General features: G+C 58.8%; 13 protein-coding genes. 9 read left to right on the plus strand and 4 right to left on the minus strand.

What is annotated here, in order from left to right:
* Positions 1 to 57 precede the first annotated feature (57 nt).
* Both ACR0DO_RS17685 and torT read right to left on the minus strand, forming a co-directional pair.
* Positions 58 to 759: an endonuclease III domain-containing protein gene (locus ACR0DO_RS17685; RefSeq protein ID WP_480560778.1), complete on the minus strand. Its 702-nt coding sequence runs from the start codon at positions 757 to 759 to the stop codon at positions 58 to 60.
* A gap of 131 nt (positions 760 to 890) precedes the next feature.
* Positions 891 to 1,766 carry a TMAO reductase system periplasmic protein TorT gene (torT, locus tag ACR0DO_RS17690; RefSeq protein ID WP_480560780.1) on the minus strand — a complete coding sequence of 292 codons (876 nt, stop codon included), beginning with the start codon at positions 1,764 to 1,766 and terminating at the stop codon, positions 891 to 893.
* Between the two features lie 103 nt (positions 1,767 to 1,869).
* Here torT and ACR0DO_RS17695 point away from each other — a divergent pair, with 103 nt between their 5' ends.
* Positions 1,870 to 4,650: an ATP-binding protein gene (locus ACR0DO_RS17695; RefSeq protein WP_480560782.1), complete on the plus strand. Its 2,781-nt coding sequence runs from the start codon at positions 1,870 to 1,872 to the stop codon at positions 4,648 to 4,650.
* Here the strand turns inward: ACR0DO_RS17695 and ACR0DO_RS17700 are convergent.
* On the minus strand, positions 4,623 to 5,327 hold the full coding sequence (locus ACR0DO_RS17700; protein ID WP_170448892.1) for a response regulator: 705 nt from the start codon (positions 5,325 to 5,327) through the stop codon (positions 4,623 to 4,625). The genes ACR0DO_RS17695 and ACR0DO_RS17700 overlap by 28 nt on opposite strands.
* 114 nt (positions 5,328 to 5,441) lie before the next feature.
* Between ACR0DO_RS17700 and ACR0DO_RS17705 the strand changes: the two genes are divergently transcribed.
* The 4 genes from ACR0DO_RS17705 to ACR0DO_RS17720 all read left to right on the plus strand — a co-directional run bounded on the left by ACR0DO_RS17705 (position 5,442) and on the right by ACR0DO_RS17720 (position 10,089).
* Positions 5,442 to 8,111, plus strand: coding sequence for a molybdopterin-dependent oxidoreductase (locus tag ACR0DO_RS17705; RefSeq protein ID WP_480560784.1), 2,670 nt, complete (start codon positions 5,442 to 5,444; stop codon positions 8,109 to 8,111).
* An 80-nt stretch (positions 8,112 to 8,191) separates the two neighbouring features.
* Entirely contained in the window at positions 8,192 to 9,292 is a 1,101-nt protein-coding gene (moaA, locus tag ACR0DO_RS17710; RefSeq protein ID WP_480560786.1) for a GTP 3',8-cyclase MoaA, read from the plus strand.
* A gap of 29 nt (positions 9,293 to 9,321) precedes the next feature.
* Positions 9,322 to 9,756 carry a pseudoazurin gene (locus tag ACR0DO_RS17715; RefSeq protein WP_480560788.1) on the plus strand — a complete coding sequence of 145 codons (435 nt, stop codon included), beginning with the start codon at positions 9,322 to 9,324 and terminating at the stop codon, positions 9,754 to 9,756.
* Positions 9,757 to 9,774: 18 nt separating this feature from the next.
* Complete coding sequence (locus ACR0DO_RS17720; protein WP_480560790.1) at positions 9,775 to 10,089, plus strand: carboxymuconolactone decarboxylase family protein; 315 nt, start codon at positions 9,775 to 9,777, stop codon at positions 10,087 to 10,089.
* A 141-nt stretch (positions 10,090 to 10,230) separates the two neighbouring features.
* Here the strand turns inward: ACR0DO_RS17720 and ACR0DO_RS17725 are convergent, their stop codons facing one another.
* Positions 10,231 to 10,881: a TetR/AcrR family transcriptional regulator gene (locus ACR0DO_RS17725; protein ID WP_480560792.1), complete on the minus strand. Its 651-nt coding sequence runs from the start codon at positions 10,879 to 10,881 to the stop codon at positions 10,231 to 10,233.
* A 66-nt stretch (positions 10,882 to 10,947) separates the two neighbouring features.
* On the opposite strand from ACR0DO_RS17725, the gene ACR0DO_RS17730 reads away from it, so the two are divergent.
* From ACR0DO_RS17730 to ACR0DO_RS17745, 4 genes are read left to right on the plus strand one after another with little or no spacing between them, the layout of a single operon-like run.
* The gene (locus ACR0DO_RS17730) at positions 10,948 to 12,096 is read left to right on the plus strand and encodes an efflux RND transporter periplasmic adaptor subunit (protein ID WP_480560794.1); all 1,149 of its coding nucleotides are present in this window, start codon (positions 10,948 to 10,950) and stop codon (positions 12,094 to 12,096) included.
* 3 nt (positions 12,097 to 12,099) lie between these two features.
* Entirely contained in the window at positions 12,100 to 15,228 is a 3,129-nt protein-coding gene (locus tag ACR0DO_RS17735; RefSeq protein ID WP_480560796.1) for an efflux RND transporter permease subunit, read from the plus strand.
* Complete coding sequence (locus ACR0DO_RS17740) at positions 15,225 to 15,644, plus strand: DUF2141 domain-containing protein (RefSeq protein ID WP_480560798.1); 420 nt, start codon at positions 15,225 to 15,227, stop codon at positions 15,642 to 15,644. Before ACR0DO_RS17735 ends, ACR0DO_RS17740 begins: the two co-directional genes overlap by 4 nt.
* 6 nt (positions 15,645 to 15,650) lie before the next feature.
* The gene (locus tag ACR0DO_RS17745; protein ID WP_480560800.1) at positions 15,651 to 16,499 is read left to right on the plus strand and encodes an ABC transporter six-transmembrane domain-containing protein; all 849 of its coding nucleotides are present in this window, start codon (positions 15,651 to 15,653) and stop codon (positions 16,497 to 16,499) included.
* Positions 16,500 to 16,557: the final 58 nt, after the last annotated feature.

A 16,557-nucleotide genomic window follows, 5' to 3' on the forward strand; every position in this document is an offset into this window, starting at 1 on the left:
CCCGGCAAAAGCCGGCCTTCATGATCAAGCGCAGCATGTGCAGCCCCCGATTGCGGACTAATCCGACGCGGCCCGACCATTCATGCAAATGTCGCGTAAGGGGCATAGGGAACATACCGGCTGAGTTGAACGGCACAGTCTTTGGCCAAGCATTTTTACAAGCTGATGATGGTCGTCGATGTCCTTTGCGTTCCAACTGTTGGGCAATAGCGGAACCAGTCGTTCATAAACCTCTTCGGTACTATCGCGCTGTCCGATCAGACCCAGACGTCTGAGGACACGCAAATGATGGGTGTCCAGAACAAGGGCAGGCTTTCTAAGCGTGCTGAAGTTCAAGACAGTTGCGGCTGTTTTCCGGCCTACGCCGGGCAACTGTTCCAACCATCCGAGTGCTGAGTTCACGGAAAACGTCCGCAGAAAATCCAGCGTTAGCGCGTTTTGGCTGGCGGTGATTGCCTGAAGTGCTTCTTTGAGCTTGGGCGCCTTAACCTCAGAAAATGTGACGTCAAAGATGAAACGCCGGATTTCGGCGGCAGGCGCGTCCCGAAGGCTTTCCCAATCGGCAAACCGTTTCCGAAGGCGGAGAAAGGCCGCAGCCGAAACGTCTCCTCGGGTCCTCCCCCCTACGAGCCCCATGACCAATTGCGAGACAGGATCCAGCAGGAAATACGATCCAGGTTGACCAAAACAGCAAAACAGCCGCCTATGAATTGCGGCCAATCGGTCCGTGCGCTCGTCAGGCATCAAAAGTAACTGCATAACAACTAGCATAGACGAATTTGGAACAAAGTGCGAACACATAGGCTCGCGCACTGTTAATCAGGCACCTTCACTCACAACCGCGGATCAAATCACCTGGAAGGATACCCAAGTGATGAAATTACTGGCGATCACTGAATGCTTGGAAAGTACTCGGCAGGCGAAATGAGTATCTTGGTCAACTCCGCATCCGAACGGGTCAAAAGAACGATGTCGGGGCCGATCAGCCCTTCTCGCTCTCCTGAGGTCAGGACGGCCACAACTTGATCAAGCGCCATAGTTCCCTGCTCGGTCGGGTCATCGAAGGGGGCCGCCAGAACTTTGCCATTCATCAGGCCTCGAATGACTGTGTGGCTGATATAGGTCGAAATCAACCCGGGCGGATGCGGGTTGTCGGAGTGCATTAGGGTGCCAATGGCCGCCTCGATCGCGGGGGCGCTGCCGATCAGATAATCGGCATCGGGATAGCGCTCCAAGGCCGTTTCGACCTGAGCCAATTGCTGGCTCAGGCCCGTATCGGCACCAAAGACCTCTAGGATTGTTACCTCGCTGCCGCTCAGGCCATTGCGCAGCCCGGCCTCCAGCGGGCCGGTCCAACCGGCTTCTGACGGGCCAGAAATGAGGATTGCGGTTTTTGCTGGCGATCCTTGGGGATGCAGCTTGGCTAAATGATGCCCAACGGCTTGTCCCATATCCTGCCAGTCGACACCGATGCGCCCGCTCAGCGTCTCTGCATGAAGCTCGTTGACCAGACCAAAAACGGGGGTCCTCAGCGCTGCCTGTTCTATCGCGGCGATCAGATCTGCGTGATCGGATGTCACCGCACCGATGAGGATCGCATCGACGCCCTGTTCGAGGCAGGTATCAATCTGCCCGATCTGCCGGGACCGGGCGCGATAGCCGCCCGCCTCATAGAACAGAAGGTCCAATCCCAACCGCTCAGCCTGTTGTTCCAAGCCGTAGCCGACGCTTAGCCAGTATTCATCCTTGAAATGGGGAACAAGCACGCACACCAGAGGCCGCGGACCTGCCGCCGCGGCAGACCAGAACGCGACACATAGTCCGGTCACCAAGATTGAACCAGCCCAGATGGCCCCGTAGTGTCTGACAATGCGACGGACGAGATTTGACACGCGGCTGATCCAGATTCTTTCGGCAATGGGGGCGCTTGCCATTATGGTGGGTATCGTCGCGATTGCCGTCAACCGATATCTTATACGCACGCAGAACGAGCTGATCGAAACCAACCTGCCCGCGATTGAGCTGGCCAGCCGGATCGGTGCCTCTGCCGAAGTTGTCGGCACGCTTGCCACCGCATTCACGCAAGCAGATACCAGTGATGATCTTGATCGCATTTCAGTCGCGCTTGGCCAGACCGTCGAAAGCATCGAACGTGGGGTTCAGGTCCTGCAGGGCATGACCCCCGCCATGGCAGGCGCGGGGCCGGAACCTCGTGCCAGCAAAATTGTCGCCCAAATGGCCGAAAACGGACAGGAGGAGTTGCAGCTTGCCATCCGGGTCGCGGAGCAAACGAGCGAGATCATCCAGCTGGCGGGCCAACTGGATGCGCTCGTCAGCGACGAGACCGATCTGGCGCGCCTTAGGATAACAGCGGGTATCGTAGGGATTTATACCGAGTCTGATGGCGACCCGCGCCCGGCGCTGGACGAGCTTGCGGATCGCCATTTCTTTGCCTTCGAACGGTTGACCGAGCTTGCAAACGTGGTTGATGCGATCCGGCTGAAGCTGCAGCAGGTACAGGTGATTGCCGCGCCGGATGCGTTGGCCGATCTGCGCACCGAGCTATCGGATCGTCTGACTTTGGCCGACCGCCGCATCCGTTATCTGACGACCCCTACGGCGCGGGATACGGCCCAGGCCGCGCTGCACCAACTGCACGGGACCATCACGCAAGGCGGGCTGGTCGATACGCAGCGGGACAGAATCGCCTTGCAGATGGCCATCGCTGACGACAGTCAACGCCTGCAATCCATGATCGCCAGCTTGTCGTCGCAAGCCCGACAGGCTCGTGACGCCGTGCAGGCTCAGGGGGTCGCCCAGATCGCGGCGGCAGAACGGCAGTCGTCCGTGATGAACATCGCATTGCTTGTGGTGGTCGCTGCAGCGGTGATCACCGGTTCGATCTTGTGGCTTTATGCCCGACGGCAACTGGTCGCCCGTCTGGGAGAGCTGGCCCGGCGCATCGTGGCCGTGGCAGAAGGTGAATATGGCGCTCCGATGCAGATCAGCGGCCATGATGAGATCGGGCGCATGGAAAAAGCACTCAACATCCTGCGCCGCCGTGCAAGCGAAGCGGCCGAGCTGCGCGAACATCTCGAAGATGCGGTGATCGCGCGCACCGGCGATGTCGTCGCCGAAATGCAGGCCTCGGACGCGGCGCGCACCGAGGCCGAGGCCGCGAACCGCAGCAAGACCGAGTTTCTGGCCCGGATGAGTCATGAAATCCGCACCCCGCTGAACGGGATTATCGGGATGTTGGGGCTGCTGGAGGCCGAAGTGACGGACAAGGCCCGGCAAGATCGGGTGCGAACGGCACACCGCTCGGCCCGCGAATTGCTCGAAATCACCAATGACATCCTGAACTATGCCAGCAGTGAAGACAGCGGCAATCGCACCAACCCTGTGCATTTTCACCTGCGCGATCTGGTTGGCCAGCTTGGTCACCAGTTGCAGTCGCTGGCCGCCAAGACAGGGTTGCAGACCGTTGTCGAACTCGCAGAGCCCGCGCCCCTGGTGCTGTTCGGCGATGTTGTGAAAATCCGCCAGATTTTGGGCAACCTGATCTCGAACGCGGTCAAGTATACCAAGCGCGGGACCGTCACGCTTACTGTGGACCATGCGGTGGCGGATGACACCGGACAGCCCGTTGTCAGTTTCACGGTGGCCGACACCGGAATTGGCATGACGCGCGAGGCGATCGCTCAGGCGTTTGATGCCTATACACGGACAGCAGCCGTAAAGCGCGCAGGTATTGAGGGCCTTGGCCTCGGCCTTGCCATCTCGCGCAATCTGACCGAAGCGCTCGGCGGGGCGCTGAGCGTCGAAAGTGAACCCGGCGTCGGCACCCGGTTTACTCTGACCGTCCCGTTGATGCCCGGCGATGCCGACTGTGTGGCCGAGGACGAAACCCAACTGTCCGAGGCTGATTTCGACCGCAATGTTCTGGTGATCGACGATCATGCCGTGAACCGCATGGTGGCACGGGGGTATCTGGAGCGGCTGGGTTGTCAGGTGCAGGAAGCCGAAACCGGGGTGGCAGGATTGAAGTGCTGCCATGACAACCGCTTCGATCTGGTCCTGATCGATCTTGATTTGCCGGACATGCGGGGTGAGGAGGTGGCCGCACGGATTGGCGCCGGGGAACACGCGCCGATGCTGGTCGCGCTGACGGCACATCTGATTGATGACACCGAACAGAACCGCGCCCGGCTGGGTGTTGCCCGCATTCTGGCCAAGCCGATCTCGCCAAGGGCTTTGACAGAAGTTCTGTCGCCCGTCAGCCCGACCGAACCGCCCCGGCACGAAACGGCGGTTCTGGACAGTCTGCGCAGTGATATTTCAGATCTTGGCCCCGAAACAACCGGTCTGATCGTATCCGAGTTTCTGCGCGCATTGCCCGAGGCAATAGAAACGATCAAATCCACTCGAGCCGCCCAGCAACGCAAAGCCGCCCATCGATTGAAAGGGGCTGCTTCGAACTTCCAGCTTGAAGCCTTGTGTACGCTGCTTGCCGAGTTGGAGGCCCAGGACAGTGATGCCAGCGAGGCCCTGCTGGATCGGGTCTGCGCCAGTGCCAAGACTGCGGCGGCGACCCTTGAAGCGGCGGCTGCCGAGGCGGGGCTTCAGGTCGAGGCCGGATCAACGAAGTGATAGCCCTGACCATGTTGGGTCAGAATCCATTCGGGATTGGCCGGGTCCTTTTCCAGCTTCTTGCGCAGCCGTCCGACCACCACATCGATCATCCGGTCATTGGCGCGGCTTGAGCTGCGGCCGATCAACTCGGACAGCCGCGCACGGCTGAGCGTCTGCCCGGGATGATCCGCCAGCGCTGTCATGATCGCGAATTCCTGAGGTGTAAGCGTTTCCGTTCTTGCGGCCGAGACCAACCGGCGCCGAATCCGATCAAAACACCAAACACCAAACAATTCGACCGGCGGAGCGCCCTCGGGTGCCTGCCCGATATCCGCAATCCGGGCCAGCAGGTTTTTCACCCGCGCCGCCAGCTCGCGTTTGTCGAAGGGTTTGGTCACATAGTCGTCGGCGCCCATTTCCAATCCGACGATCTTGTCGACCTGATCATCGCGGGCTGTCAGCAGGATAATACCGACCCGTGATTTCGCACGCTGTTCACGGGTGATCGTCAGGCCATCCTTTCCGTCCATGTTGATATCGACCAGCAACAGATCCGGCGGATCATACTCGATGATGCTTTCCATCTCGTCCGCATCTTCGGCCATGCTGACGCGATGCCCCTGCTCTTGCAGGTATGCGGCAAGCCGCATCCGGGTTGTGCGGTCGTCTTCGACGATGAGGATATGCTGCGCCATAAGCCGCTTTTACATTTCTTTACATATTCGGACAACCGCAGTTGTGCGCAATCAAAGTGACAGCTTCGCCCACAGAATAATGTGCGCCCAGAAGCCAGTCACAGGAGGCCCGATATGTCTTTCTCAACGCCAACCCGCCGCGCCTTTTTGCAAGGGGGTATCGCCACCTTCGGCGCAACCGCTCTGATGAATTCCACTGCACTCGCAGCGCTTGATCCCAACTCTTTCGGAGGGCGCACGTTCCACGCGACCCATTTCGGCCCGTTCGAGGCCGTGGTCCGCGATGGCAAGCTGATCGGCATCAACAAGATCATGGAGCTTGATGCCCGCCCCACCGAGATGCTGGCCTACGGCGTCATGGACCGTACCTATGACAAGAGCCGGATCAACTATCCGATGGTGCGTAAATCCTATCTGGAAGGCTGGGAAAGTGGCGACATCAAACCCGAACTGCGCGGCAAGGAAGAATATGTCCGCGTCGATTGGGATACCGCCTGGAGCCTGACCGCCAAGGCGCTGCTGGATACGGCCTCGAACCACGGCAACGAAGCGATCTTCAGCTCGTCCTATGGCGGCTGGTCGAATGCCGGTGTGTTCCGTCCGAACGTTCTGCAGGGACGTCTGATCAACCTGATGGGCGGCTGCACGAACACCGCAGGCGACTGGTCGGCCGGTGCCGGTCAGGTTTGCCTGCCGCATATCATCGGCGACATGGAAGTCTATTCCGCGCAATCCGCGTGGGAAACCATCCGTGACAATACCGAACTGTTCGTGCTTGTCGGCTGTGACCCGATCAAGAACAACCGGATCGAATACCGCGTGGCCGACCACGGCATGTATGCCCATTGGGAAGAAATCCGGGATGCGGGCGTCAAATTCATCTCGATCAACCCGCAGCGCACCGCCAGCGACGACTATCTGAACGCAGAATGGAAGCGGATCATACCGAACACCGATACCGCCCTGTTCCTGTCGATGGCCTATCATGCGCTGGAAAACGGTCTGGAAGATCAGGCCTATATGGACAAGTACACGGTCGGCAGCGACAAGTGGATTGCCTATGTGAAAGGTGAGACCGACGGCACACCGAAAACACCCGCTTGGGCCTCGGCAATCACCGGCATTGACGAGCAGGAGATCAAGGATCTCGCCGAACTCATCGCGTCGTCGAAAACCAGCATTGCCGGTTCCTGGGCCATCCAACGTGCCCAGCATGGCGAAATGGCCTATTGGTCGCTGATCAACTTTGCAGCCTTGCTTGGCAAGATCGGCAAACCGGGCGAGGGCGTCGGGTTCTCGTGGCACTACGGTAACGGCGGTATGCCCCAAGGTGGTAACGCCACACCGGTCGGCATGAGCCAGGGCCGGAACTTCGTCAAGAAGATCGTCCCGGCCTCGCGCATTACCGAGGCGCTGGAAAGTCCGGGCGTGGATTTCTTCTATAACGGGCAGACCAACACCTATCCCGACATCAAGATGATCTTCAACGCCGGCAACAACTTCATGTCGCACCAGCAAGATACCAACCGGCTGATCCGCGCGCTTGAGAAGGTCGACACCATCGTCTCGGTCGATGTGTGGTGGACCGCTGCAACCCGCTGGGCTGATATCGTCCTTCCTGCGGCCTCGACACTGGAACAGGATGACATCACCTCGGGCGGCACCTATTCGAACGACCGCGTCTACGCGATGAAGAAGGTGATCGAACCCGTTGGCGAAAGCCTGCCCGACTATGAAATCTTCGAAGGTCTGGCCGACAAGCTGGGTCTGTGGGCGCAGTTCACCGACAGCGAAGACAAGATGTATCACATCAAACTGGCCTATGAGGCGTCGGGCGCAGCCAAGGAAACCCCGTTCGAAGAGTTCTGGGAAAAAGGCTATGCCCGGATGCCGGTCCCTGCAGAGGCCCGGAAATGGGTGCGCCACGGCGATTTCTACTCCGACCCGGACACAAACCCGCTGCACACCGCATCGGGCAAGATCGAAATGTTCTGCGAAAACATCGCGAACATGGAGATCGAGGACTGCCCCGGCATGCCGATGTGGATGGAAAAACACGAATATCTCGGCAACGCCAAAGAAGGTCAGTTGCACGTCGTATCCCCCCACCCATGGTATCGCCTGCACAGCCAGATGGACCAGTCGGAAACGCTGCGGGGTATCTACAAGGTACAGGGCCGCGAACCGGTTCGGATCAACGCCGATGACGCCGCAAAACGCGGCATCGCCGATGGCGATCTGGTCGAGCTTTACAACGACCGGGGTACCGTTATCGCCGGGGCCGTTGTCAGCGACGAGATCATGCCGGGCGTCGTTTCGATCTACGAAGGGTGCTGGCCGTCGCTGGACAGCAAGGGACGTTGTAACTCGGGGCTGGTGAATTTCCTGACCTCCACGCAGCGCGCCTCGGGCCTCAGCGAGGCCACGTCGGCCAACACCGTGCTGATCGAAATGCGCAAGTGCGAAGACCCGGAAGGTCCGAACATGGCCTATGAAAAGCCAGCGATCATCGAGGATACGGAGCTTGCCGCAATTGACGACGACAAGCTGGGTCTGGAACGGCTCGAAGCGTTGACCGCGTCTCTTTATGCCGACATGACCCCGGGCGAAAAGATGTTCTTCCAGCGTTGCACCGTCTGTCACGCCCCTCGGGAAGTGACCCACTACACGCAACAACAATGGAAAGGCATCGTGCCGTCCATGTTCGAACGGGCTGGTCTGGATGACGGCGAACGCGAACTCGTCATGGAATACCTGATGATGAACGCGGCCGACGCCAACTAAGACACCAAAAACAGCGTGGCCGGGTCCAAGCCCGGCCGCGCATCCCCCCAGAATTTCACTAACACATGCAGGAGGGTCCGATGCTAGACAATACAAACAGCAGTGGTTTCGGAAAAAATGCCGACCCTTCTGAACTGGCCCCCATTCAATCTGCGCGTATCAGCGCATCTGCCACATCCAAAAGAAAAGCGCCCGATCCGCTGGTCGATGGTTTTGGCCGAGCCGTCACCTATTTGCGTCTGTCCGTGACCGACCGCTGCGACCTGCGCTGCACCTATTGCATGGCCGAGAAGATGTCATTTCTTCCCAAGCGCGACCTTCTGAGCCTTGAAGAAATGGCCCGCCTCAGCGACATTTTCATACGGCGCGGTGTGCGCAAGCTGCGCATTACCGGGGGCGAACCTCTGGTGCGCCGCGATGTGATGGACTTGTTTCGGGATGTGTCGCGGCATCTGCGGTCCGGCGCGCTGGATGAACTGACACTTACCACCAACGGTACATTGCTGGCGCGCCACGCAGATGGTTTGGCGGCTTGCGGGGTAAAGCGGGTCAACGTCTCACTCGACACGCTGTGCCCGGACCGATACCGCAGCCTGACCCGGCTTGGGGATATACGCATGGTTCTGGCCGGACTGGATGCCGCGCAGGACGCGGGTCTGAAAGTCAAGCTGAACGCGGTTGCCAGTCGTGGCGCGTTCGAAGACGAAGTCGACGACCTGATCCGCTTTGCCCATGGGCGCGGCATGGGCCTGACGCTGATCGAGGAAATGCCGCTGGGCGATACCGGTCTGGATCGAAGTGACAGCGCGTTGTCCCTGCGTGATCTGCAATCGGACCTGTCGCACCGCTGGACGCTGACTCCGCTAAACCGCAGCTCTGGCGGTCCGGCGCGCTATGTGCAGATCGCAGAGACAGGTGGCCAGCTTGGGTTCATTTCCCCGATGTCCTGCAACTTTTGCGCTCTCTGCAATCGGGTGCGGGTCAGTTGCACCGGACGCCTTTATACCTGCATGGGCGACGAAGGGTCGGTTGACCTGCGCGCGCCCCTGCGCCGATCCGAGGACGAGGCGTCGTCCGCCATTCGAAGCGCGCTGTTGATGAAGCCCGAGCGTCACCGCTTCGACCTTTCACAAATATCAAAACCCGCCGTGGCGCGCCATATGTCCGCGCTTGGTGGATGAAACGTTCAAGCCTGACAAGGAAACGTAAGATGAAACTTAAATCTCTGACCGCCACCACCCTGCTGGCGCTTGCCCCGATATCCGCGCTTGCCGATACCATCGAGGTACAGATGCTGAACCGCGGCGAAGCGGGCGCTATGGTGTTCGAACCGAGATTTGTCTCGGCCCAGATTGGAGACGTTGTGGTCTTCCGCGCGGCAGACAAAGGTCACAATGCCGAAACCGTCAAGGGCATGGTCCCCGAAGGACAAGAGCCTTTTGCAGGCAAGATCAATGAAGAGATCGAGGTCGAACTGACCACCGAAGGCATGATCGGCGTGAAATGCAAACCACATCTTGGCATGGGTATGGTAATGGTCATTCAGGTCGGCGCTGGTGACATGCCCGATGGGTTCCTCGACGCAAAAATGCCCAAGAAAGCCAAGAAGGCGTTTGAAGACATCATTGCCACAGGGACAAGCTAACAGGATGGAGAGACTGAGATGACGAAAGATCTGCCCGGCGCCGCAGGGGCGCTTGCCGCGAAACATCCGACGATTTGGGATGCATATGCCGCGCTTGGATCAGCAACCGCACAGGCGGGTTCACTGACCGAACGGGAACGCCGCCTCGTCAAACTTGCGCTTGCAATTGGTGCCGCTTCCGAAGGTGCCGTGCACTCGCATAGCCGCCGAGGGGTGGCCGAAGGCATCTCGGCTGAAGATATGCAGCAGGTTGCGCTTTTGGCGATCGGCCCTCTGGGCTTGCCGCGCGCTGTCGCCGCCGGAACATGGATTTCGGACGTGACCGACAAGTAAATTCAACGCGGTGCCGGGTTTCCGGCACCACATTTTCAAGCGGCTCAATGGGTTGCATCGCTGATTATCCGAAACGATCAGAACCGGCGTTCTTGGAGATTCAGCGCCCTTTGATCTGAGCAAGCATCCGAAGACCGGATATCACCGCGCCAGCAGTGCACTCAGAACAAAATCTTCCACGCTTCCAATGATTTTGTTCATGGGCAATTCTGACAACACGCTGCGATAGGCGCTACCTTCCAGAACGTCTATCACCAATTGCGCAGCCTGCGTCGGATCAGGAACGGCGCGCAGATCACAGTCTGCTATCCCTCGCCTTACAACCGTTTCAAGAGCGTCATTCAAGCTGGAGCGGTTCTCGACAAACAGCTGCGCGATGTCCGGTTGACGAATGGCTTCGCTGGAAATCTCCAACGCAAGAATAACGTTTTCCGGCGCTGCTAGATACTTGGCGTAGGCTGCGATGAACTTTTTCAGAACTTTCGGCGCGGGCGCATTTGAATTCAGGATTTTCAGAAACGGCTCCAGCTCGCGGCGTTCGAGCATTGCGATTTCCACAAGCACATCATGTTTGCCACGAAAATGGTTATAGAGGTTTCCAAGGCTGACGCCCGCCCGGGCCGCAATGTCGCGGACTCCGGTCTGATGATAGCCGCTCTCAAGAAAACACATAACCGCGGCCTCCAAAATCTGGTTGCGCCGCTTGGCTGTTGCCTTTTCCCGGATTGAACCCGGCTTTTTGGTGTCTTTGGTCATTTTTTCGCATTTTGTATTGAACGAACGATCGTTCATATTATATGAGATTTCACCTCATACCACAAGGCACAATGGATTCGGCGGAACGGGAAAAACAGGACGATGACGGACAAAACCCTGGAAACTCAGCAAAAGCCATCCCGGCGATGGCTTTGGATTGGACTGTCGCTGGCGCTGTTTATCGCGATCGTCATGCTGTTGTTTGACACCGAAGATACAATTGATGTTCAGGCAACAAACACCTCACCCCCACCGCCGACCGTCTCTGTCGTCAGCGTTGCCCCGGAGACCGTGCAGGCGCGGGTTTCGGCCTTTGCCGAAGTGCGCCCTCGTTGGGATGCCGAGCTGCGATCTGCCGTGACCGGGCGCATCACAGCAGTGCATGCCGCCGCGTTGGCCGGGGCACAGGTGGAACGGGGCGACCCTTTGTTTTCAATCGAAAAGGCACCGTATCAAAGTGCCGTTGCCGCGGCTGAGATGGAACTTGAGCAGGCGAAACTGGCGCTGTTGCGCGCGCAGAACAACGTAACCGTTGCGCAGCGACAGTTTGACCGGGACGAAACAGCACCCCCAAACGAACTGGCTTTGAACCTGCCGCAATTGCGCATTGCCGAAAAAACCGTTGCGGCGGCGCAGGCACGCTTGAATGCGGCGCGCAATGAGCTGAAGGACGCAGAGGTTGTTGCCCCGTTTTCGGGCTTTGTCACCAATCGCTTTGCCAGCCTTGGCCAGACGGTCAACCCGGGCGATGCTCTGATACACCTTTCGGACGACCGGCAATTCGAACTGGTTGCCGAGTTCAACCAGGCGGATTGGGCGCTGCTGGATCATCCGATCTCTGGCGCCACTGCCGATCTGAAACAACGCTCAGGTCGTTCCTTGGGGCAGGCTGAGGTTCGGCGTGGCGGCGGGTTTCTGGATCAAAACACGCGGCAGGTACGTGTTTTCTTAGACGTCACGAACCCGGATGAAGGCATTCTTGCCGGAGATTTCCTTCAGGTTCATATTCCCGGCCGCCGGATTGAAGACACCGTGACCCTACCGGAAAGCGCGCTGACCCGTGCGGGGTACATTTGGTTGGTGGATGATGAGGAGCACTTGCAAAGGCTCAGCCCGAACATTCTGTTCCGCAGCGAAGGTACAGTCACAATCGTGGCCCCTGATGGAACTGGCCCGTGGCGCGTGGCCAGAACACCTCTGGCCTCGTTTCTGCCGGGCCAGCGGGTGACACCGCAGTCGGTTGGGGGCTGAGCCATGCACGCGCTGACATCCTGGTTCATCCGAAATCCGGTCGCTGCCAATCTGATGATGGCGTTGATCCTGTTCCTTGGCGTGCAGACGTTGCTGAACATTCGGATCGAAGGCTTCCCACGCATTCCGCCGGAAAGTGTCACAATCGCGATCGAGTTTCCGGACGCCACGGCCGAACAGGTCGATGAATTGGTGGCCCAGAAAGTTGAGCAGGCACTCGAAGGGTTGGAGGGTGTGCGAAGCGTAACCTCACGATCCCAAAATGACCTCAGCGTGGTCACCGTCCGCCGCGCAGGTGGCCAGAAACTGCAAGCCGTTCTGGATCGGGTCCGTATTCGGGTCGACGGCTTGACCGACCTGCCCGACACCGCGCGCCGCCCTGTGATCGAAGCGTCGGGTTTCGATTTTCCGGCCCTGTATCTGAACCTGTTCGGTGAAACAGATCCGGCCACCTTGCAGAGCCTGGCGCAGCGCCTGAAGGAAGAGCTGCTGGCGCAACCGGAACTGTCCCGGCTGCAAATCTGGGGTCTGATTCCAAGGGAATTGCGCATCGAGATCGACCCGGCGCTGTTGCGTCATTATGGGCTGACCGTTTCTGATGTAACTCGCGCCATCGAAGGAAATTCGCTGGCCTTTCAGGCAGGCCGTCTGCGGACCGAAGGCGGCACGATCTATCTGCGCGCGGACAACAGGGCAAAATACGTGCCGGAATACGCGGCCCTGCCAGTCATTGAACGTGACGACGGGTCCTTTGTGCCTTTGGGCGACATTGCCAAAATCGAAGACGGGTTTCAGGATGGCGAGTTCCTGTTCCGGCTGAACGGCAAACCGACTGTGGGGATGGAGGTTCTGGTCGGGCAGAAAGAGAACCTACTGGAAATCAGTGACGTTGTGCGCCGCACAGTGGATGAGTTCAGCCGCCAGTTGCCGCCGCAGGTCCAGGTCGAGGTCTGGGGCGATAGCGCTGGCTATATCTCGGACCGTCTGGCGCTGTTGCGGTCGAACGGGGTGCAGGGGCTGATCCTTGTGACCTTGATGCTGTCGGTGTTTCTGAACGTGCGTTTGGCCTTCTGGGTCGCCATGGGCATTCCCGTTTCGGTCATGGGCGCGATCGCGGTCTCGGGCTCGAAATGGGTGGATTATTCGCTGAATGATGTCACGACTTTTGGCCTGATCATCGCCTTGGGTATTCTGGTCGATGACGCCGTTGTGGTCGGCGAAAGCGTTTTTGAAGAACGCCGCAAGGGCAAAGACCCGATCAAAGACACGGAACGCGGTGTGCATCGCGTGGCCGTCGCCACCGTCTTTGGCGTGCTGACCACAATCGCGGCCTTTTTCCCGATGCTGCTGATCGACAACTCGCTGGGCAAGGTGCTGGCCGGGTTCGCGGGGATCGTGATCCTGACGCTGATCTTCTCGCTCATCGAAAGCAAATTCATCCTGCCCGCCCATCTGGCACAGGTTTCGATGGAGCAAGAGCGTCGGCATCTGCTGACCCGCCTCTGGGGCCGCGTACAGGATACTGCGCAGGGCGGTTTGAACTGGGTCCGGGATCGCATCTATCAGCCGTTGCTCGTTGCGGCCGTGCGACAGCGCTACGCCGTGCTGATCCTTTTCATTGCCGCTGCAACGCTGGGGCTGGGCCTGATGTACAAGGGCAAGGTCAGGACGGTGTTCTTTCCCGAGGCACCGGGTCAGATCATCACGATGAACCTGGAAATGGATGCCCGCGCGCCCTTCCCACTGACCCGCACGAACGTGGATCGGATCGAAAGCGTGCTGAACGATCTGAACACCGAACTTGCCGAAGACGCAGGCATGGTCACGCCGCCCGTTCAGACAGTGTTCACCATCATCAACAGTGCGGGAAGCGCGCAAATGTACGCTGAAATGATCCCGGTGACCGAGCGCCCTGATGTTCCGATCCTCTCCGTCGTCCGCGAATGGCGCGACCGGGTTGGTGCAGTCGAAGGCGCAACCGAGCTGGAGTTCACCGGATCGGAAACGCTTGCCGGAGGGTTCCGCATCCGGTTGGCGTCAAAAGACGAAGACCTGCTGCAGCAAGCCAGCACCGAGATGAAAGACTTCCTGTCGAATATCGAGGGTGTGGCGAATGTTCGCGATGGGTTGGCAGGCGGCCAACCCGAACTGAAACTCCGTCTGCGCCCGGACGCGCGGCACCTTGGTTTCAACGCCGAGGCCTTGGCCAGACAGATAGGCTATGGGTTCGGCGGTGCCGAGGTGACCAAGGTCAGGCGTGATGGGTCCGAAGTCCGCGTGGTCGTGCAGAACGCGCGGGAAAACCGCGATACGCTTGCCGATCTGATGCGGACCCAGTTGCGCAGCGCGTCCGGCGCCTGGGTGCCGCTTGATACGGTGGCCGAAATCGAAGGTGCCTACACCTCTGGCACCATCGACCGCCGTGACGGAAAGCGTATGAACATCGTGGCCGCGTCTATCGACCGCGACCGTGTTGCCCCCGAAGAGGTCGGTCAGGCGGTGTTCGAACAGTTGGTCCCGAAACTCCGCGCCAAATACCCCAGCGTAACAGTCCTGCCCGCCGGTGAACTGGAAGAGATGGCCGATATCAGCGATGGCCTGAAACGTGCGCTGCTGCTGGCGGCTGTTCTGATCTATGTGCTGATGGCCGTGCCGCTGAAAAGCTATTGGCAACCCTTCGTCATCCTGGCCATTGTCCCATTTGGCTTTATCGCGGCCGCCGTCGGGCACCTGATCATGGATGTCTCGCTGTCGCTGTTTTCGTTCTTCGGCATGCTGGCTCTGACCGGTGTGATCGTGAACGACAGTCTGGTCATGATCACCCGTTACAATCAGGCGCGCGAGGAAGGTCAGCCCGTGAATCTGGCGCTGAAGAGCGCAGGCATCGGACGTTTCAAGGCGATCTTTCTGACCACCGCAACGACGGTGATCGGCCTGCTGCCATTGCTGACCGAAACCTCTGAGCAAGCGCAGTATCTGATCCCTGCGGCTATTTCTCTGGCCTTTGGGGAGCTCTTCGGCACGGCTCTCATGCTGGTGCTGGTGCCGGTGCTGATCGCCATCACCGAGGATGTCATCGCCGTTTTCAAACCACCCCTTCCGCAGACCTCTGAAGAAAGGACAACGCCATGACACGAATCCTTCTGGCCCCCGCATTCGCCCTGACGGCGCTGGCGACGCCCGCCGCCGCCGATGGTTTGAAGGTGACTGTCGACGGCATCCGCAATACCAAGGGAAACATCGTGATCCTTGTCTTTGATGACGCGCGCGCCTTTGACAGTTTGGATGTCTGGAGCGCCATTGACTACGCCCAGATTCCGTCGCGTAAAGGCAGTGTCAGCCATGAGTTCGCTGGCCTGAACGCAGGCCCATATGCAGTGCTGTTGTTTCATGATGAAAACAAGGACGAAGACCTGAATATGACTGCGACGCAGTTGTTAGAGGGGCTGGGGGCAACAGGTGCCCCCAATCCCCAGGACGAGCCTGATTTCAAAGCTGCATCGGTCTGGCCGGGCGATGTTTACGTTCGTATCCACTATGACCAGTAGCGCCCAATGTTGAAGAACCAAAAACTGAAAATCGGAACGCTTCTGCGTGTGTTTCGCTGGCGGGTCGGGATCACATGGTTTCTGATCCTGTCAGAAACGGCCCTAACTGTGTTGATCCCGCTCTTCATTGGCTTCGCCATAGATGGATTGCTGGCCGGAGATTTTCAGCCCTTTTTGCATTTGGGTGCGCTCATGGTCACTCTGACTCTGATCAGCGTGATCCGGCGGATTTACGATACCCGCGTGTACGGAACCATCCGCGTCGAACTGGGCAAAGCACTTGCCGCGCGGTTTTCGAACCTGCCAATCTCGTCGCTGAACGCTCGGATCGGGATGGGGCGCGAACTGGCCGACTTTTTGGAAGAGGTATTGCCCAACGCGATTGCCGGGGTTGTACAGTTCGTTGTTTCGGCGGTTTTGCTGTTTTACTTCTCGCCAGAGCTGGCTCTTTCAGCCTGTGGTGTTCTTGTCGGAATGATATCCGTCTACGCCCTGTTTCATTCGACGTTCTGGCAATGGAACCGTGCGCTGAATGAGCAAATGGAGCATCAAGTCAGCATTCTGGAACAACGCCGCAGCCGCCCGGTGCTGATTCACCTGGAAAAACTGCGCCGCTTCGAAATAAAGCTCTCGGACACCGAAGCCATTCTGTACGGCGTGATCTTCGTTCTGCTGATTGGCCTTATCCTCTTCAACCTGTGGTTCGCAACGCAAAACCTGGATGCGACACCGGGAACGATCTTTTCGATTGTCAGCTATTCGTGGGAGTTTGCTGAAGCGGCGCTTACCTTGCCGGTGACATTGCAGTCCTGGTCACGACTGTCCGAAATCACGACCCGGCTGCAGAGCGGCTGACGGTTGGGGCCTTCTCAATCTGATGACAGGATGATCCCGAGCGGCGCCTATTCCTGAC

The organism is Ruegeria sp. AM9 (assembly GCF_056540565.1).

Bases quoted from the DNA above. Each gene is read 5' to 3' on its own strand.
- ACR0DO_RS17685 (WP_480560778.1), bottom strand. From the start codon at position 759: ATGCAGTTACTTTTGATGCCTGACGAGCGCACGGACCGATTGGCCGCA.
- ACR0DO_RS17695 (WP_480560782.1), top strand. From the start codon at position 1,870: ATGCGACGGACGAGATTTGACACGCGGCTGATCCAGATTCTTTCGGCA.
- ACR0DO_RS17700 (WP_170448892.1), bottom strand. From the start codon at position 5,327: ATGGCGCAGCATATCCTCATCGTCGAAGACGACCGCACAACCCGGATG.
- ACR0DO_RS17705 (WP_480560784.1), top strand. From the start codon at position 5,442: ATGTCTTTCTCAACGCCAACCCGCCGCGCCTTTTTGCAAGGGGGTATC.
- moaA (WP_480560786.1), top strand. From the start codon at position 8,192: ATGCTAGACAATACAAACAGCAGTGGTTTCGGAAAAAATGCCGACCCT.
- ACR0DO_RS17715 (WP_480560788.1), top strand. From the start codon at position 9,322: ATGAAACTTAAATCTCTGACCGCCACCACCCTGCTGGCGCTTGCCCCG.
- ACR0DO_RS17720 (WP_480560790.1), top strand. From the start codon at position 9,775: ATGACGAAAGATCTGCCCGGCGCCGCAGGGGCGCTTGCCGCGAAACAT.
- ACR0DO_RS17725 (WP_480560792.1), bottom strand. From the start codon at position 10,881: ATGAACGATCGTTCGTTCAATACAAAATGCGAAAAAATGACCAAAGAC.
- ACR0DO_RS17730 (WP_480560794.1), top strand. From the start codon at position 10,948: ATGACGGACAAAACCCTGGAAACTCAGCAAAAGCCATCCCGGCGATGG.
- ACR0DO_RS17735 (WP_480560796.1), top strand. From the start codon at position 12,100: ATGCACGCGCTGACATCCTGGTTCATCCGAAATCCGGTCGCTGCCAAT.
- ACR0DO_RS17740 (WP_480560798.1), top strand. From the start codon at position 15,225: ATGACACGAATCCTTCTGGCCCCCGCATTCGCCCTGACGGCGCTGGCG.
- ACR0DO_RS17745 (WP_480560800.1), top strand. From the start codon at position 15,651: ATGTTGAAGAACCAAAAACTGAAAATCGGAACGCTTCTGCGTGTGTTT.